Below are 19,693 nucleotides of genomic sequence, written 5' to 3'. Positions count from 1 at the left end.
ACTTATGAATAAATTACTGGTCTTCACCACTTTGATGCTAGGAGCTTTAACGACACAAGCAGCCAATAGCTCACAAAAAGCAAAGGGCTTTATCGATATCAATATTTACCCATATTTAACTGACGTGACCAACGACAGCGTGTTTACGATTAACTTGGGTGCGAATCTCAGTGATAATCTATCTTATTTCAGTCTCAATAACTTTTATAACCAAGGTGATAAGCATTACATTAATGATCTGGATGGCTTTTATACAGAGCAAAACTTGCGGTGGAAGTTTAAAGGAACGCCTTTTGATGCGACAGTGCAAGCTAACTTCAGAACTGGTCAAGACAATGATAGGCACAGACTTGGGTTGAGGTGGCGACTGAATGACACCAGCGCGCTGGAAGATTTCTTTTCAAGCATTCACCTTAAGTACGCCATAAACTTTCATCTTATACAGTTTGATAATGACCCCAACCATGTATGGCAAATGGAGCATGCTTACTTCATGAAGTTTCCCTACCTATCAGACAAACTGTACTTGTCAGGGTTTATCGATCATACCTTTAATGAGACTACAGCTCCGGTAATTCCAAACAACCCCGTTGTTTCTGAAACGCAACTCGGTTATCAATTGACAGAGAACTTCTACCTAGTTGCTGAATGGCGTATTAACCAATATCGAAGAACTGACGTTAATAACACAGCAATAGGCCTTCAATATAAAGTGGTATTCTAATCTTAAGAGAATGGACTGTATTGCTAAACCTGCTATGATTATTGAAACACCTTGCGAATATAGCAATTATAGGCTTAACGCTTTATAAGTGACTTTAATAGCTCTAACAATAAGTGTTTGATTTTTATGACTTTATGGCGGGGAGTAGAGTGGAAGTTCATTACATTCAGAATGAAACCAAGAGACAATACTTAATTCGACAGAGCTTGCAGCTAAAGAAATGGGCGCTTCTAGGCGGCTTAATTTACTATATTCTCTCAACAATTGCCGACTTTCGATTCCCTCCTGCTGTTTATCAACAAACTATTCCTGCTCGATTGTTTTTGGTTCTAGTACCTCTAATGTTCATTACTTGGACTTATTGGAGAAAAGACAAGTTCGATTATACCTTCAATCTTGGGCTGTTGCTTTATTTAGGGATCGCCAGTGGGTTAGTTCATGGTTTTGTCTACTACACAGTAATTATGAGTGGTGGCTTTTTCCCAAAAGTCGGGATGGCCATGCTACTACTTTATTCCTGTTTATTACTGGGGCTACCTATTTTATTTGGGGCTATTTGTGCAGTCGTTCTAATCGTTACAGCCGCAGTGGTGTATTACTTAACGTCAATGCCGGTGATTAATATAGCCCTATTAACAGCGTTTTACACTTTGTTCTCAGTATGCTGCTTAATTGCCAATAAAGTTTGTTACTTCATCCTGAAGGAAAATTATCAGCTGGTACAAAAAATTTACCACATATCAATTTATGATGAATTGACTCAGGTATTTAACCGTCGATATTTCGTGGAGAATCTACACCGTATTTATCACCAAGCTAAACGTGAACAGTCCATGCTCTCGATAGTCACAATTGATCTAGATAATTTTAAGCTGCTCAATGACACATACGGGCATGTAGCTGGAGATGACGCGCTTGTTAAAATTTCTACCATCATCAAAAAATATTGTAAACGACCGCTAGACTTCGTCGCTAGAACGGGGGGTGATGAGTTTGCAGTACTGTTGTATGGTAGCAACCAAAGTCATATTGAAGGTATCTGTAAGTCCATCTTGTCTGATATTAAGAGTCTTTCAATCCAGTCTAGCGACGATGGTAAAATCATTTCTGCTTCAATTGGAGTCGCATCAACAGACTTTAAAGGGAGTGTGTATGACATAGAAGAGTTGATTCATAACTCTGATGTTGCTGCATACCAATCAAAAAAGAATGGTAAGAACCGATTTACAGTGTTTAATTCAGAGTCTTAATCTCTGCGAGATAAACATATCAATTCTGTAAAGTGTAACTTATCCTTTTAGCCAGTTGTGAAGACTTTAATCCCCTCGAGAGGGCACACTTTTCTGCTACTTCCCTCCCATTGCGACTTGAGGAATGCTATTTAGGCTCGTTGTAAAGCTGAGTAAAGGTATGTTCTTAAGTTTGCCATAGAAGGCTGACTGAAATACAATGTACTTTCTTAGGTTAGGAAAAGTTATGACGTTACAAGCCATTCGCCTCATATTATTGTTAACGCTATTATCAGTAGCGGGGCAGCTTACGGCTTTTAATCAGCATTGTGACATGACTTCGGAGCCTAACCAGATGACTATGGGCGTCGATCACAGTCAAATGGATCATAGTCAAATGGATCATAGTAAGCATGGCACGGAATCCTCCATGGACACTACGCCAGTTATGCCTTGTTGCGACATGTCATCTGGATGTGATATGGCCAGTTGTGTTGTCATGATGCTTGGTTCAAGCCTAACGTCAATTGAGCATTACCGCCAATCTAGCCATATTTCTTTATATTATCGAAACTTCGAGTCCCTCGAGCTTCACTCTCTCTATAAGCCACCAATTTTAAGCTAACGCAGGATAGATCTATCCTTACGAAATTGGTGGGCCGTTTATACTTCCGTTTAGAATAAGTTATAAATCGCTCAACCTCCTTTAGTGGCGTAATCGTACGCCAAAATGTTTTACTAGAGAAGAAGGTTATGCGCACTCTCAAAATTGCTACCGTAATATTTATTGCATTGATTCAGTTTGAAACTCTTTTTGCAGCAGAAAGTAAAAATCAAGGTTATGGCTATACTTTAGAGTCGATTCTGATTATGGCATTAGAGAATGACCCTTGGTTGAAAAAGAGCACATTCAAAGAAAAGTCGTTACTGTCTCAGTCAAAGTCACAATCTCGTTTACCGGACCCAAAGGCGTCGATTAATCTTGCCAACGTTCCTGTTGATGATTTTAGCTTAAACAGTCAAGCAATGACCCAGTTCAAACTTGGCCTAAGTCAAAGTTTCGCACGCGGCGATTCACTTGAAATCAAAGGTGATATTAATAAGCTGACGGCAGGGTTAGAACCTCACCTGAGGGAAAACCGAAAAAACCAGTTGATTATGATGGTGAGTAGTTTGTGGCTTGATGTCTATAAAGCACAACAGAGCATAGCTCTTATTGCTAATAAACAGTACTTATTTGAAGAGCTAAGAGAGGCTGCCGAAATTAGCTACACATCAGCACTGTCGAAAACCAGCCAACAGGAAATGATCCGAGCTGACTTGGAACTGGCCAAGCTGCATGATCAAGTCACTGTGTTTTCAGCACAGCTCGACACATCTATTCGTAAATTAAGCGAATATGTTCCCTTGCCACAGAGTTATTTATCACGTTATAGCAATAACAATCATAACTTTGTTAGTCAAAAATTACCGATAATTACGCTTCTCACAAGAGATAAGACTCAGCAGCAACACCCTTTAGTTAAAGCAATAGATACCGACATCAAAGCCTCACTGAAAACTGTTGAGCTACAGGAGCAAGCGTATAAACCACAGTTTACAGTAAACGGTAGCTACGCTTTTCGTGAGAATGCTCCTGATGGTATGGAGCGCCCTGACTTTTTTAGCGTAGGCGTTAGCTTTGACTTGCCACTTTTTACCGACAGTAAGCAAGATCAAGATGTAAAAAGTGCTGTGTTTATGAAAGAAGCTAAAAAAGAAGAAAAAGCTTTACTCTTGAATCAGCTCAACTCAGGGCTGTCGACGCAACTTGCTAGCCTTCAGCGATTAAAACAACGCCAGTCCTTATATAGCCAGACTTTAGCTCCGCAAGTAAAACAACAGGGGGAAGCCTCTATGATCGCTTATAGCAACAATGAAGCAGATTTTGCTGAGTTAGTTAGAGCTCGGATAGATGAGGTTAATGTACAGCTAACGGCTCTTGAGATAGCGGTTGAGATTGAAAAGACTAAAGTTCGCGCTAATTACTACCAGGCTAGTAACGCTAAAGAATTAATGGCACTAATTAACACACCGACTGAATCTTTACAGACGACAGCCCAAACCCATCAGCAAATAAACGATTCTTCAGGAGAAAACCATGACTAAAAAACCACTGATTTACGCTATAACTGGTTTTGCCTTAGGAATCATCGCCATGATTGCGGCAACTCAATTCGGCGCCGATGATAGCGATAGTTCTGACTCAAAAATGTCTGCTAAAAACGAACCTTTGTACTGGGTTGCTCCGATGGATGCAAATTACCGTCGAGATAAGCCCGGTAAGTCTCCTATGGGCATGGATTTAGTTCCTGTTTATGAAGAGGGTGGAGATGATGAGGACACCCCAGGAACGATAAAAATTCACCCAAAGGTAATCAATAACTTAAGCGTTAAAACTGGACAAGTTCAAAAGTCGGCACTTATCGATAGACTGAATACGGTTGGTTATATTACGTATGATGAAACGACGTTGACACATATCCACTCAAGAACCGATGGCTGGATTGAAAAGCTCTATGTGAGTCATAACGGACAGTACATTGATGCGGGTCAACCACTGTACACACTCTATTCACCGGCATTAGTTAATGCTCAGCAAGAGTACTTATTGGCCAAAAAGCGCAATAACCAATCATTATTGCTCGCTGCAAAGCAGCGCTTAAAATCGCTCGGGTTTAGTAGCGATGAACTTCAAAAAATCAATCAAACCGGTAAGCCGCTGCAAAACGTCACTTTCTATGCCGAAGCAGATGGTGTCATCGATAACCTAAATGTTAGAGAAGGCTTTTTTATTAAGCCTGGAACTAGGTTTATGACCATCGGAAGCCTAGATACTGTATGGGTCGAAGTTGAGTTGTTTGCCCGTCAAACCCCCTACGTTAATAAGGGCCAGACGGCCAAGATGAAGCTTGATTATTTGCCGTCTAAAAGCTGGTTGGGAACAGTCGACTATATTTATCCGATGGTTGATTCAACTAATCGTACTGCAAAAGTTCGGTTAGAGTTTGACAACCCTGAGCACCAATTAAAACCAAACATGTTCGCCGATATTGCTATTAATACCAAGACCGATGAAATGGTCCTACAAGTGCCACAAAGTGCCGTCATTCGTACCGAGGATAATAATCGAGTGGTTTTAGCTCTTGGTGATGGTAAGTTTAAATCCGTGAGTGTTGATATCGGCCGCACAACGAATAACTCGGTAGAGATTCTGAGTGGTTTGGTTGAAGGCGATAATGTGGTCTTGAGTGGACAGTTCTTAATTGATTCTGAATCCAGTATTGAGTCAGATTTTAAACGTTTTACAGATAGCGATAGTAAGACGATATCAAATATGCTGCCCTCAGCTAGGGTCACTGGCCTTGTTAACTCGATTGATAGGCAACGTCAAACAGTCAATATTTCTCGTGGCGCGATTGAGAAGTGGAACCGTGATCCTATGACGATGGATTTTGATGTGGGCTCATCAGTCTCTCTTGATAAGTTTCGTGTTGGAGAGACTATTGATTTCACTTTTGAAGTACGTGATAGCGGATTCTTCATTACACAGTTACACCACGATATGAAGGAGCATCAGCATGATTAATCAAACCATTAAGTGGTCAATTAAAAACCGCTTTTTAGTTTTATTAGCCACTGTCATTATTGCTGGCCTGGGAGTGTACTCCTTTAAGAATACGCCCGTTGATGCTATCCCAGATCTGTCTGATGTTCAGGTCATTATCAAAACAAATTATCCAGGCCAAGCACCTCAAGTGGTTGAGGACCAAGTTACTTATCCCTTGACCACCGCAATGTTATCTGTGCCGGGCGCTCAAACCGTTAGAGGTTTTTCTTTTTTTGGTGACTCTTACGTCTATGTGATCTTTGATGAGGATACCGACCTTTATTGGGCGAGAAGCAGGGTGCTTGAGTACTTGAGTCAGGTTGCACCAACTTTACCCGATACTGCTAAACCCCAGCTTGGCCCTGACGCAACCGGTGTTGGCTGGGTATATCTTTACGCATTGGTTGATAAAACTGGGCAGCATGATTTAAGTGAATTACGCTCCATTCAGGATTGGTTTTTAAAGTACGAATTACAAACGGTCGCTGGTGTGTCAGAAGTTGCACCAGTGGGCGGTATGGTGAAGCAGTATCAAGTCAAAGTGGACCCGGAAAAGCTTAGAGCCCTTAACATTCCTTTGGGAATGGTGAGGCATGCTATTCAGCAAGGCAATCAAGAAGTCGGAGCTTCGGTCGTAGAGCTGGCAGAAGCCGAGTACATGGTGCGAGCAAGTGGCTACATCGATAGTACAGATGATTTAAAAAGCATACCTCTTGGAACCAATATTAAAGGAACGCCACTTCTGTTGGGAGAGGTCGCTGAGATTACGACCGGCCCTCAAATGCGACGAGGTATCGCTGATCTGAATGGTGAAGGTGAAGTAGTCGGCGGCATTGTCGTCATGCGCTATGGTGAAAATGCACAAGCAACCATTGACGGTGTTAAAGCGAAACTTAAAGAACTTAAAAAAGGTCTTCCAGAAGGTGTGGAGATCGTCACCGTTTATGACCGCTCTGGACTCATTCAAGATGCCGTGACCAACCTTTGGTATAAGCTGCTAGAAGAGTTTGGGGTCGTTGCTTTAGTCTGCATTGTCTTCTTGTTTCATATACGTTCCTCTCTCGTCGCCATTATTAGTTTACCAATAGGTATTTTAGTTGCCTTTATCATCATGAAACTCCAAGGATTAAACGCGAACATCATGTCTCTTGGAGGTATTGCTATCGCCATTGGCGCCATGATCGATGGTGCGATTGTGATGATTGAGAATATGCATAAACATATGGAACGAACCCCTTTAACTGCTAAAAACCGTTGGGAAATTGTTTATAACTCATCTAAAGAAGTTGGGCCTGCGCTGTTCTTTAGTTTATTGATTATTACGGTTAGTTTTGTGCCGGTTTTTACCTTAGAGGCACAAGAAGGCAGGATGTTTTCGCCATTAGCTTTCACAAAAACCTACGCCATGGCTGCATCAGCTGCATTGGCTATTACGCTGGTTCCAGTGCTCATGGGCTACTTTGTTCGAGGCAAAGTTCGCGCAGAACATGCTAATCCAGTTAACCGCTTTCTTACCTTTCTTTACAAGCCTGTTCTTCGAGCAGCGTTAACCTATCCCAAAAGCATTCTCGCAGGGGCGGTTGTTATTCTTGTTATCGGTTTTTGGCCAGCCAATAAAATTGGTACTGAGTTTATACCGCCATTGGATGAAGGTGATCTTATGTACATGCCGACGACTTACCCCAGTTTATCGGTAGGAGAAGCGAGAGAAATTCTTCACAAAACAGATCGGTTAATTAAAACGGTACCGGAAGTTGAAACGGTATTTGGCAAGATTGGTCGTGCAGAGACCGCTACCGATCCGGCGCCATTAACCATGATTGAAACCTTTATTCAATTTAAACCTAAGTCAGAGTGGAGAGAAGGGGTTACCACCGATACGATTAGAGATGAACTTAATCAATTAGTTAAATTTCCAGGATTAACAAATGCCTGGGTTATGCCAATCAAAACTCGTATCGATATGCTTGCCACTGGCATTAAAACGCCTGTGGGTATTAAGGTATCTGGGCCAGATCTTTCAGTCATAGAAAGTATAGGCAAAGAGTTAGAGTCGATATTGAAGAATGTACCAGGAACCAGCTCGGTTTATTCAGAACGAGTAGCAGGGGGACGTTACATTGATATTGATATTGATAGGCTTAAAGCAGCGAGGTTTGGACTCAGTATTCAAGATGTCCAAAGTGTTATCAGTGCCGCAGTCGGAGGGATGAATGTTTCTTACTCTGTTGAGGGCTTAGAGCGCTATCCAATCAATGTACGCTACCCACAAGAGTATCGAAATTCGCCAGAGAAATTAGCAGAGCTCCCCATTGTAACGCCAAGCAAGCAACGAGTAGCCCTTGGCGATATTGCGAGCATAAAAATTAAAGATGGTCCACCTGGGATCAAAAGTGAAAATGCAAGACTGAATGGTTGGACACTGGTTGATATTAATGATGTGGATCTTGGGTCCTATGTTGAAAATGCTCAGAAGGTCGTATCTGAAAGGTTAGATCTACCAGCGGGTTATGCCATCAATTGGTCGGGGCAATACGAGTACATGCTTCGAGCAGAAGAAAAATTGACTTATGTCATCCCATTAACATTAGCTATTATAGTGCTGTTATTGTTCTTGAATTTTAAGAGCTTCGCCGAAGTCGCTATCATCATGGGAACGTTACCATTAGCTATGGTCGGTAGTATCTGGTTAATGTATTTGCAAGGCTTCAATTTTTCCGTTGCTGTTGGCGTAGGTTTTATTGCCCTTGCTGGTGTGGCTGTTGAGATTGGTGTCATTATGTTGGTCTATCTGAATCAGTCGTACCAAGCCATGCTCAAAAAGGCTCGCGAGTTAGGAACGTCACCAACTATCGAACAGTTAAAAGACGTTGTTGATACGGGAGCGGGACAGCGAGTCCGTCCTATCATGATGACAGCGTTGTCGATCATCGTCGGCTTATTGCCGATTCTCTATGGAACAGGCACCGGCTCCGAAATAATGAGTCGTATTGCCGCCCCCATGGTTGGCGGCATGGCCAGTGCCGTAATCTTAACGCTTATCGTTATCCCAGCTATTTTCTACTTGTGGAAAAAGAAATGCTTAAAACTTTGATTATTAACCAGACTGATAAAAGTGCCATGTTGAATTTGAATAACTTTAAGAGGGAGCTTTATGGAGCTCCTGATTGATTATGGTTATCAAGGATTATTTGTCGCTGCGTTTTTATCCGCAACAATTTTACCTTTAAGTTCTGAGCTAGTGCTGACGACCCTGTTACTCAACGGGTTGTCACCAACATGGTTAGTTATTATTGCAACAGTAGGCAATGTCTTAGGGTCGTTAATCAATTATTGTTTAGGGTTTTGGGCGAGCAAGTCTTTTATTCAAAAGTGGCTGCGAATATCGGATGCAGACTTTCTTAAAGCAGAGCATCGTTTCAACAAGTATGGCTTAACTGCATTATTGTTTGCATGGGTTCCCATTATCGGCGATCCGATTACAGTGATAGCCGGAATTTTAAGAGTAAAACTTCTATGGTTCATCATTCTAGTGACAACTGGAAAGTTCTTACGATACTTTTTACTTGCTTACTTTCTTATAGGTGAGTTTCCTAGTTAGCATTTAAATTATCAATAATCTTGCTTTTACGGCGCTGAAACTGAACAACTCAAGTCATATCTGACTTGCTAATTGGCTCTAGTTAATTTTATTGTTGACTAACCTCTTTTTTGTGGTAATTTTTTTATATGTTGTGCGAACTTGTCGGTTTTTAACGCCTAAAGTAAGGAGTTGAGATCTTTTCGCTCACGAAGAGAAAACCGTACTCTTTTAGGAACTGGAACGAATGACGGAAAAACACTCAGCGTTAACGGCAAGGCATCAGTTACAAAGCTCAGGCAAGCTTCAATATATCCACTGGATAGTCATATTCTTTTCTTTAATTCTTACTATTGTTGCTTGGTACTACTCTAATAAAAGCATCCTTATTAAGCATGAGGCTAGATTTGAACGATACTCTGAGCAGGCCATCTCTCAAGTAATAGAGCGTATGGAGATCTACAAAAATGCATTGGAAGGTGGTATTGCTTTTATAGTCGCCAATGATAATAAGATTGATATAGAGCAGTGGAGTATTTACACCCAAAGATTGGACATCACAACTTCACACCCAGGGATCAATGGGCTTGGTGTTATTTATAATCTAAAGCCAGAAGAACTGGATGACTTTATCGCCATTCAAAGACAAAAGCGCCCGGACTTTAAGGTTTTTCCAGAACACAATAACCCAGAACATTGGCCCATAGCGTTGATTGAACCCTTAGAAATAAATCAACAAGCCTTGGGGCTGGACGTCGCCTTTGAACAAAACCGTTATGATGCAATCACAAAAGCGAAGGAGACTGCTTCAGCTCAAATAACAGGCCCCATCCAATTAGTCCAAGACTCCGAGAAAACTCCTGGCTTTTTGTTTTATGTACCTTTCTACGAGCAAAGCATACAAACCGCTAACAAGAACCATGGCAATAACAGCATAAAAGGAAATGTCGGATCAATAATCGGGGTGGTTTACGCTCCCTTCATCATGAAAAACTTAATGAATGGAACCTTATCTCAAGAAAAAAGACAGATTAACCTAAAAATTAAAGATGGCGGGGAGATGATCTTTGATGAGAAAAATGCTGTGGAGCAGGAACATACCCCCATTTTTGAAAAAAATGTTCAGATACCTATGTACGGCCGAACATGGGATTTTTATTTAGAATCCAGCACTGAATTCGAACAGGCCGTTGATTACACTCAGTCCAGGTTTATCCTAATTGGTGGTCTGTTGATTAATTTGATGCTGATTCTTCTGTTTTACTCCATTACTAAATTCAGTAGAAAGGCTCTGAGTTATGCAGACAATATGACTGAGATTCTAGAGCAAGAGACTAAAGAATTAGAAAAGCTGAACCATGATCTTGAGCAATTTACTTATGTCGCATCACATGATCTAAAATCACCACTGAATGCCATTAAGCAATTATCAAGCTGGGTAATAGAAGATTGTTATGATCTTTTGCCCGACGAGTCTAAGCGTCATCTAAACTTACTGCAACAGCGTAGCATACGTATGGAAAAGTTATTGACGGATTTATTGGACTATTCCCGGTTACATAAAATTGTTAACTCAAATGACTCGGTTAATTTAAAAGACTTAACTGAAAGCATAGTATTCCTACAGGATATTCCTCAAGCATTCAAAGTAAAAGGGCAGGACATCAATGTTAACTTCCCCAAAGAGCCTCTAGAAATCATGCTGAGAAATTTAATTTCAAATTCAGTAAAGCATCATCATCAAACTAGTGGCGTAATTACGGTAAGTTACTCGAAAACGACATCCGATAATGTCATTAAAGTAACCGATGATGGCCCAGGAATTGACAAAGAGTATCATCATAAAGTGTTAGAAATGTTTCAGACATTAAAACCCAGAGATGAAGTTGAGGGCAGTGGTATGGGCCTAGCGATTGTAAAGCGTATCATGGAAAACTTTGGTGGCTCAGTTGAGATTGAGTCAGATGGAGAAAATGGTACTACGATGCTTTTGATTTGGCCGATAAGTAAGACTGATAAGTAATAGGAGTAAAAAATGCCTAAAAACTCTCACGATATTACGCTACTACTAATAGAAGATGATGATATCGATGCTATGACTATTGAGCGCAGCTTTTTGAAACAGAAAATTGCTAACCCGATTGTTAGAGCTAAAGATGGGCTAGAAGGGCTGGCGATGCTACAAGACGGAGTTGTCAAAAAGCCATACGTAGTTTTACTGGACTTACAGATGCCTCGTATGGATGGGGTCGAGTTCCTCGGTGCCTTACGGAGTGATGAAAAACTTTCAGACACCGTGGTTTTTGTGCTGACGACGTCACAATCGCAACGGGACATTGTTGAAACATACAAGAAAAACATAGCTGGGTACTTTGTTAAAGGACAAGCTGGAGAGCAGTTTTTAGACATAGTTGGCGTTCTGGACAATTACTGGAAAATTGTCCATCTTCCTGAAGGGTGAGTGAGTGTGACAAAATGAAAATACTAATCATTGATGATGATGCCATTGATAGAGAGTCCATGATTCGAGCTATCAAAGGGGCAAATTTTGAAACGGACATTTCTGAAGTGCAAGGTGCATCTGAAGCCAGCATGCTGATTAAACTGATCTCATTTGATGTGATTCTGTTGGATTACAACCTATCTTCCTCCACTGGTCTGGAACTATTGCAACTACTCAAAAGTGAAAGTCTTAAAGAAAGCACTGCAGTGATTATGGTCAGTGCATCTACCGACAACGATATCGCTTTAGAGTGCATAAAAGCAGGGGCACAAGACTTCTTAATAAAAACAGAAATCAATGCATTTAGATTGCAACGAGCTATCCTCAATGCTCAAGCTAGAACAAAATTAGAAGAAAACTTACGACATAGCTTTCAAAAAGCGAAAGAGCTAGCAGAACATGATAACTTGACGGGACTGACGAATCGTTATTATTTTGATGAAGTATTACGTAACGAAATAAAACAACATGAAACCATGAACAAGAAACTTGGCTTATTGCTAATAGACTTGGATCATTTTAAATTTGTTAATGATAATCACGGACATGACACGGGTGACCAGTTACTGATAGAAGTTGTGAAGCGTTTGGCGAGGACTTTACGAAACAACGAGCTTTTTTCACGACTAGGCGGGGATGAGTTGGCGATAACGCTAAAAGGGATTGAGTCACCAGAGGCTGCGAAGAGGGTAGCCGAGCGATTATTAGGAAGTATGCAAGAGCCTTTCGAGGTAGGAAACCTCAATCTTGATATTTCTGCGAGCATTGGAATAGCCCTGTACCCAGATGATGCCAAGAATGAAAAGGAACTGCTGAAATTTGCTGATATAGCACTTTTCCGCTCAAAGGAGCTAGGAAGAAATCAATACAGTTGCTTTAAACGGCAGATGCAAGAAGAGTTTTTGTCAGAGTTCACTATTGAGAATCAGTTAAAAGAAGCGCTTAAAGACAACTCCTTTTACATGGATTACCAACCCATTATTTCTTCGGTTGATGGTGCAGTCATCGGTGCCGAAGCGCTTATCAGGTTAAAAATAGATGGGCAGCCGTTAGGGCCTAACGTCTTTATTCCAATAGCTGAAAAATCCAGACTCATTGTACAAATTGGAAACTGGGCAGTCAGATCAGCAATTCAACAGCTATCTATTTGGAATCAAGATAGAGAAAAACCACTTTTAATGGGCATTAATATTTCACCAATTCAGCTAAGTAACCAATTAGTACAACTGATAAAAGACTGCCTGATCGAGTTTAAAGTAGAACCAGGTTTATTAGAACTAGAACTAACTGAAACAGCATTGTTAACTCAGCGCAAGGCTACCTCAGAAGTCATTCATAGTTTAAGTGAGTTAGGCTGTCGTATTTCTTTAGATGATTTTGGAACAGGTTTTTCATCAATTTCACACCTCCATAGTTTCCCGATTGATACTGTTAAAATCGATAGGTCGCTGATGCCTAGTTCCACCAGTACTAATGAAATCTCTAAACTGCTTAACGGTCTCATTACTTTATTAAAGACGATCGAGACTAAGGTTGTCGCTGAAGGGGTAGAATCAAAACTCGACTTCGATACTTGCGTCAATATGGAAGTTGACATGATACAAGGTTATTTCATTGGAAAACCGATGCATCCAAATGATTTCCAAACCAAATTCTTACATAACGACTACATGATCGAAGCGAGTGATTCTCAGCTGCAAAATTAGCTCATGATTAAGCAGGCTAACTTATAGAGTTATTACTCAATACTTAATTTAACATAATATAAGTTATGCGCATATATGTTTGCCAAAGGTATCAATTTTCCGCTCTTACCAGTATAGTTAAATAACTGTTAAAGTACGCGCGAGGATTTATGTTCACTAAAACTTCTGTACTCACGGCTACACTTCTAAGTGTATTTCTGACCCCAAGTTCTGCTCATGCGTTTAGCGATGAGACAGAGGTGAAACTTGGCGGCGCTGTTCGCCTCAATTACGGCTGGAAAGATTATGATGATGATAGCGATGGCTCATTTGACTTTGAACTCTTTGCTGTCGATGTCGATATTACCAAAGGTAAATGGTTCGTTGATTCTCAGTTTCGATTTTATCAAACTTTCAATGCAGTGCATCATGCTGAAGTTGGTTACAATTTTGACGAGTCTAATCGACTAGCGGTTGGTGTGTCACAAGTTCCTTTTGGCATTAGTCCCTATTCTTCTCATGGCTTTTGGTTTGGGGGAACATATTACTTAGGGTTCGAGGATGACTATGACACTGGAGCGAAATGGACTAAAACGTCGGGAGATTGGACCTTTGATACAGCCTATTTTTTCAACAGTGAGTATGATGACTCGGCCCGGTACGGACGCTATTCGTTTGATGTAGCTAGCATTGACGGTAGCGATAATAAAGAAGACGGTCATGGTAATTTCCGTGCTCAGTATCAATGGGGGGAACATACCATTGGTGCATCGCTTCAAGCAGGAAAGTTTCGCAATCGAACCACGGGAAATAAAGGTGATCACATAGCAGCCGCAGTACATTTTGATGGCCACTTTGATAGCTGGAACCTGCAGTTACAACACATTTACTATGACTTTGAAGCTGCTCCTGAGCTTCAAACCGCTAATAATCGTATTGCGATGTCGGCGTTCGACTTCCCTTTTGAAATAGCTGCAGAGGCTAATGTAACCAGCTTTAACCTTGCCAAAACGTTCACCATCAACAACGAATTTCTCGATAAGGTGGTCTGTTATAACGACTACACCTACACAGCAACCAAGAATAAACCGGGACTAACAGATTCAATACAAAATGTTACTGGTTGTACACTGATTAAAGACGGTCTTTATACTTATGTAGACTGGATTGCCGGTAAGAACATGTGGTTTGCTGGAGGCCCTGGTATAGGTATCTACAATGGCCCTGAAAAGTGGCATTCACGCTTAAACATTAATATTGGTTATTACTTCTAAGGGGGGATTTCATGAGTGACTCTTTAAAAGAGCACGATTCGTCACCAAATCCATTGCATAAAAAATACGACGCTGATCATGAGGTCGGGGAGAACAATGTTGAAGTTCTTGGCATGGACTTACACAACCCGGTTTTCTTTGCATCGGCTTTTTTTGTGGTAATTTTCGTCATACTTACCCTACTCTTTCCTGAAAAATCGAGCGATTATTACGAAGCTGCAAAAAACTGGTCAATCGGTAATTTTGACTGGTTATTTATGATTAGCGGTAATATTTTCGTATTGTTCTGCTTATTTTTACTCCTATCGCCTTTTGGAAAAGTCAGAATTGGTGGGAAACAAGCTAAACCTGAGTTCTCATTAATATCATGGTTTGCAATGCTTTTCGCTGCCGGCATGGGTATCGGCTTAATGTTTTTCTCTGTTGCGGAGCCCGTTGGCTACTTTACCAGCGACAGTGCAACGCCATTTAATGTCCCTCCGGGAGCTCCGAACTCAGAAGAAACAGCCATGGGGGCAACAATGTTCCATTGGGGGTTACACCCTTGGGGCATATATGCCGTAGTCGGTTTATCGCTGGCTTTCTTTGCTTATAACTGCAATCTCCCACTAACAATTCGCTCAACTTTTTACCCTATTTTTGGTGATCGCGTATGGGGTGCGACCGGTAATGTTATTGATACTGTTGCCGTACTGGCGACTATCTTTGGTTTAGCGACATCGCTTGGTTTCGGAGCTAGTCAAGCCGCTGGTGGGCTGCATTTTCTGTATGAAGATATCCCAAACACCATAACTACTCAGCTTGCTATTATTTTCGGTGTCACCGTTATTGCCATATTTTCTGTAGTTCGTGGGCTTGATGGCGGTGTTAAACTACTCAGTAATATCAACATGTCACTGGCAGCCCTACTAATGATATTCGTTTTTGTTGCCGGCTCAACGGTTATGCTTCTAAATGGTGTCGGCAATACGTTAATCAGTTATGCCGAAAATGTTATCCCACTAAGTAACTGGATTGGGCGCGAGGACCAAGGGTTTTATAAGGGCTGGACAATTTTCTACTGGGCGTGGTGGATTTCATGGTCACCATTCGTAGGCATGTTTATTGCGCGTGTATCTAAAGGCAGAACCGTAAGGCAGTTTATTTCAGCAGTATTAATCATTCCTACTCTTTTGACCGCTGTTTGGATGACTGTGTTTGGCCGCTCTGGTATTGAACAAGTAAAAAATGATGTTGGTAAACTAGCAGACGGCATTGGCGATAGCTCATTAGCACTGTTTCAAATGCTAGAAAACTTGCCGCTAACCACCATCACATCAACCATTGCGATCATTTTAGTGCTGATTTTCTTTATCACATCATCAGACTCAGGATCGTTGGTTATCGACAGTATTACTGCCGGTGGCAAGTTAGATGCCCCAGTCACACAACGTGTTTTCTGGGCAACGATGGAAGGTGTTATTGCCGCGGTGCTACTTTTTGGAGGCGGTAAAGAAGCCTTAGGCGCGCTCCAAGCCGCAGCCATTACCGTAGGACTACCCTTCACTATTGTCTTATTACTGATGTGTGTCAGCTTGTTTATGGGGTTAAGAGCCGCTTATAAGTTGAACTATAAGCAATGACTTTCACTGTGACTCAATCAAAAAAAAGCCCCGCACTTGGGGCTTTTTTCTTTTTCTGTGTAAGCTGATACTAATCAATACAAGCGTACTTAATGTCTAAATAGTCACTAATACCGTACTTCGAGCCTTCCCTTCCCATTCCTGATTCTTTCACGCCACCAAACGGTGCCATTTCGTTGGACAACTTGCCTGTGTTAATGCCAACCATACCGTATTCAAGCTCATGAATGAGACGGTTTATACGGTGTCTGTTTTCGGTATACGCGTAAGACGCGAGACCAGCGCTGGTATCATTGGCGGCAGCTATGACTTCGTCATCCTGACTAAATGGAATCAGCGCAACGACCGGGCCAAAAATTTCCTCACAAGAAATCTCCATATCTTTACTGACTTTTGACAAGACAGTCGGTTCGATAATATTTTGATACTCTTTGCTTAGGCTTCCACCCACCAAAACTTCTACACCAGAATCCGTGGCCTGTTTGATCAAGCGTAAGACTTTATCGATGCCCTTCTGGTTAATCAGTGCCGTGATTTGAACACTGGCACTTAATCCATTACCTAAAGTAAGTGCTGAAACTTTTTTACCAAGAACTTTAATGAACTCGTCATAAAGAGTTTCATGTACAAACACTCTATTCGCACAAACACAAGTTTGTCCCGAGTTTCTGAACTTGCTGGCCATTAGTCCTTCGGTGGCCGCTTCAATATCTGCGTCATCAAAAACGATGAACGGTGCATTACCACCAAGCTCCATTGTGACTTTCTGTACGTTTTCAGCTGACTGTTCTATTAACTTCTTTCCGACCGCGGTCGAGCCTGTAAACGAAATCTTTCTAACTTTAGGGTTCGAGGTCAGTGCTTTACCGATGTCACTTGATGATGTGCTTGGAACAATATTGATTACGCCAGCAGGAATGCCAGCACGATCTGCCAGCTCAGCCATTGCCAATGCTGAGAGAGGTGTTTCGGAAGCTGGTTTTATCACAACGGTACAGCCTGCAGCCAGTGCAGGAGCAACCTTACGAGCTATCATAGCCTGCGGGAAGTTCCAGGGGGTAATAATACCAACGACACCAACCGGAAGCTTATGAATTTGAATCTGTTTCTCGCCGTCGGGGGATGGTAATAAGTCACCATTGATTCTCAGTGCTTCTTCGGCAAACCACTTGATGTAAGAAGCACCATAAAGAATTTCATTTTTAGCTTCTGACAGTGGCTTGCCCTGCTCTATGGTCAATAGTTCAGCAAGCTCATCAGTGTTATCGATGATCAATTGATGCCAAGCTAACAACAACGAAGAACGCTGCTTTGCTGTTGTCTTTGACCAACTTTTAAAAGCTTCACTTGCGGCTTCTATCGCATTGTCTGCGTGCTCTGCTGTGCAGTCAGTTACTGATGCAATAACACCATTATCGAAAGGATTATCCACATCAAATGTGTTAGTGGCTGAAATCCATTCTCCGTTGATATAAGCCTGCTCTTTCAATAGTTCTTTATTCATAATCTTTTCTCTACACCAAAAAAATGGCTCTATAATAGAGCCATCTTAACGAACATCATTAGTATTTCAAAAGAACTGTTTGTAATATTTGTATATTTTTACCTTACATTCTTTCTAAAGTTTCAATTCCGAGCAACTCTAAACCGACTTCTAACTGGCTCAAACAAATTGAAGATAGCTGCAATAGACTCGCACGCTTTTCTTCATCAGCTTCCTTAAGAATGTGCTGCTTCTGATAGAAAGAGCTGAAGTCTTGGGCAAGATTGTAGAGGTGTTCGCATAAGAAGTGAGGTGCACGTTTTTCAATGGTTTTATTCATTGCCGCGTTGAACTCAAGCAACTTGAAGGTTAGCGCACGCTCGTTATCAGTGGTTGCTTGTAGCGCTCCAGGCGCGGCGTCAACTTCCGTTGCCTTACGCAAAATCGACTTAATTCGAGCTACTTGCATTAATAAGTAAGGGCCCGTTTTCCCTTCAAATTCACTAAATTTTTCTAAGTCAAAAATATAGTCTTTAATTCTGAAGTTTCTCAAGTCAGCAAATTTAAGCGTCGAAATAGCAACTTTGTGTGCTATTTCTTCTTTTTCAGCATCCTCAAAATCAACCCCGAAGTTAGATTCCGCAAGCTTCTTTCGAGCTTCTTCTTTCGCCATCTGGATCAGATCGTGGAGCTTCATAACGCCACCGGTACGCGTCTTGAATGGCTTGCCATCCTTGCCGTTAACGGTTCCAAAATAGGTGTGCTCATAAACCGTTTTGCGATCCATGCTCATGAGATCTGCCGCCGCGAATACTTGCTTAAAGTGTTGCTGTTGACGACCATCAACAACATAGAGCACGATATCGGCCTGATCTTCATAGACGCGCTCATACAATGTCGCAAGATCCGTAGTTCCGTACATCACAGCCCCGTCGGATTTGCGTAAAATAAGCGGAGGCATGATTTTCTCGCCGGCATCATCCACAAAAGGAACAATCAATGCGCCTTGATCCTTAATGGAAATATTCTTTTCTTCCAACTCCTTCAAGATCACCGGGATGAAAGGATCAGCGTCGCTCTCCCCCTTCCATAAGTCAAAAGAGACACCCAGTTCACCATAATCACGTTTAAGAGTCGCAATCGAAACCGATACGAAATGTTGCCACAAGGCTCTATAACCTTCTCGCCCATTCTGTAGTTCGAGGGTCGCTTGGCGAGCCTTTTCAGCCGCCTCATCGTCTGATTTACAGAGTCCTGACTCTTCTGGATAGATGGTTTCTAAGTCTTGAATAGTGACTGGCGACTCTTCAGGATAAGGGCCTTTAAAATCTTTATCAAAATACGGGAGATCTGGCTGGCGCTTCTTTAAGCCTTCAATCAACATGCCCATCTGGGTGCCCCAGTCACCTAAGTGTGCATCGGATACCACTGTGTAACCTTTAAAGCGGAAAATTCGCTGCAACGAATCCCCAATGATCGCTGTTCGAAGATGTCCAACATGCATTGATTTAGCGACGTTTGGGCCACCAAAATCAATCATGACCTTGGTATTGGATAAGTCTTCTGACGCCCCGAAGGTCTTGTCAGCAGCGAACACTGTTAGCTTATTGGCTAAGTAATTTTCATCGACAAAGATGTTAATAAAGCCAGGACGGACAATATCCACTTTTTTGATAACATCATTGCTTGCTAAACTTGCGACAACCTTTTCCGCAGTTACAAAAGGATTTCCGGCACCCTGTTTCGCCGCAGCCATAGCACCATTGCATTGAAAATCGCCTAATTCTGGTCGTGTACAGCGAACTGTTGATCCAAAATCGAATGATAAGTCGTTTGCTTCGAAGGCTTGACCAAATAATTGGCTTAAATCGTGTTCAATGGTGGTTAACATGCTAATAATTCTTAGGTTAATGAAAAGATAGGGATTAGGTCGAATAAGCAGGC

At 41.6% G+C, this 19,693-nt stretch carries 14 protein-coding genes; 12 read left to right on the top strand and 2 right to left on the bottom strand.

Features of this window, described 5'->3' with window-relative positions:
* The first annotated feature begins 4 nt into the window (after positions 1-4).
* The 12 genes from ABD943_RS00670 to ABD943_RS00615 all read left to right on the top strand — a co-directional run bounded on the left by ABD943_RS00670 (position 5) and on the right by ABD943_RS00615 (position 16,266).
* Entirely contained in the window at positions 5-724 is a 720-nt protein-coding gene (locus tag ABD943_RS00670; RefSeq protein ID WP_345291273.1) for a hypothetical protein, read from the top strand.
* Positions 725-873: 149 nt separating this feature from the next.
* Positions 874-1,974 (top strand): GGDEF domain-containing protein, encoded by a 1,101-nt coding sequence (locus ABD943_RS00665; protein WP_345291272.1) that lies wholly within the window; start codon positions 874-876, stop codon positions 1,972-1,974.
* A 226-nt stretch (positions 1,975-2,200) separates the two neighbouring features.
* On the top strand, positions 2,201-2,578 hold the full coding sequence (locus tag ABD943_RS00660) for a hypothetical protein (RefSeq protein ID WP_345291271.1): 378 nt from the start codon (positions 2,201-2,203) through the stop codon (positions 2,576-2,578).
* A 128-nt stretch (positions 2,579-2,706) separates the two neighbouring features.
* Positions 2,707-4,101, top strand: a complete 1,395-nt coding sequence (locus tag ABD943_RS00655; protein WP_345291270.1) for a TolC family protein — start codon at positions 2,707-2,709, stop codon at positions 4,099-4,101.
* Positions 4,094-5,581, top strand: a complete 1,488-nt coding sequence (locus ABD943_RS00650; protein ID WP_345291269.1) for an efflux RND transporter periplasmic adaptor subunit — start codon at positions 4,094-4,096, stop codon at positions 5,579-5,581. The genes ABD943_RS00655 and ABD943_RS00650 overlap by 8 nt, the downstream gene beginning before the upstream one ends.
* Positions 5,574-8,696: an efflux RND transporter permease subunit gene (locus tag ABD943_RS00645; RefSeq protein WP_345291268.1), complete on the top strand. Its 3,123-nt coding sequence runs from the start codon at positions 5,574-5,576 to the stop codon at positions 8,694-8,696. The genes ABD943_RS00650 and ABD943_RS00645 overlap by 8 nt, the downstream gene beginning before the upstream one ends.
* Positions 8,697-8,756: 60 nt before the next feature.
* Positions 8,757-9,203 carry a YqaA family protein gene (locus tag ABD943_RS00640; protein WP_345291267.1) on the top strand — a complete coding sequence of 149 codons (447 nt, stop codon included), beginning with the start codon at positions 8,757-8,759 and terminating at the stop codon, positions 9,201-9,203.
* Between the two features lie 226 nt (positions 9,204-9,429).
* The gene (locus ABD943_RS00635; RefSeq protein WP_345291266.1) at positions 9,430-11,205 is read left to right on the top strand and encodes a CHASE domain-containing sensor histidine kinase; all 1,776 of its coding nucleotides are present in this window, start codon (positions 9,430-9,432) and stop codon (positions 11,203-11,205) included.
* A 12-nt stretch (positions 11,206-11,217) separates the two neighbouring features.
* On the top strand, positions 11,218-11,643 hold the full coding sequence (locus ABD943_RS00630; protein ID WP_345291265.1) for a response regulator: 426 nt from the start codon (positions 11,218-11,220) through the stop codon (positions 11,641-11,643).
* Positions 11,644-11,657: 14 nt separating this feature from the next.
* The gene (locus ABD943_RS00625) at positions 11,658-13,391 is read left to right on the top strand and encodes an EAL domain-containing response regulator (RefSeq protein WP_345291264.1); all 1,734 of its coding nucleotides are present in this window, start codon (positions 11,658-11,660) and stop codon (positions 13,389-13,391) included.
* Positions 13,392-13,540: 149 nt separating this feature from the next.
* On the top strand, positions 13,541-14,644 hold the full coding sequence (locus ABD943_RS00620; RefSeq protein WP_345291263.1) for a hypothetical protein: 1,104 nt from the start codon (positions 13,541-13,543) through the stop codon (positions 14,642-14,644).
* Positions 14,645-14,655: 11 nt separating this feature from the next.
* Entirely contained in the window at positions 14,656-16,266 is a 1,611-nt protein-coding gene (locus ABD943_RS00615; RefSeq protein ID WP_345291262.1) for a BCCT family transporter, read from the top strand.
* Positions 16,267-16,336: 70 nt separating this feature from the next.
* Here the strand turns inward: ABD943_RS00615 and ABD943_RS00610 are convergent, their stop codons facing one another.
* Positions 16,337-17,770, bottom strand: coding sequence for an NAD-dependent succinate-semialdehyde dehydrogenase (locus ABD943_RS00610; RefSeq protein WP_345291261.1), 1,434 nt, complete (start codon positions 17,768-17,770; stop codon positions 16,337-16,339).
* Positions 17,771-17,873: 103 nt separating this feature from the next.
* The gene (gene argS / locus ABD943_RS00605; protein ID WP_345291260.1) at positions 17,874-19,640 is read right to left on the bottom strand and encodes an arginine--tRNA ligase; all 1,767 of its coding nucleotides are present in this window, start codon (positions 19,638-19,640) and stop codon (positions 17,874-17,876) included.
* Between the last annotated feature and the right edge of the window lie 53 nt (positions 19,641-19,693).

The organism is Kangiella marina, assembly GCF_039541235.1.
In the GTDB taxonomy this organism is placed as follows: domain Bacteria; phylum Pseudomonadota; class Gammaproteobacteria; order Enterobacterales; family Kangiellaceae; genus Kangiella; species Kangiella marina.
Note: the sequence above shows the minus strand (reverse complement) of the source record. Positions and strands in the feature narration are given on the sequence as shown.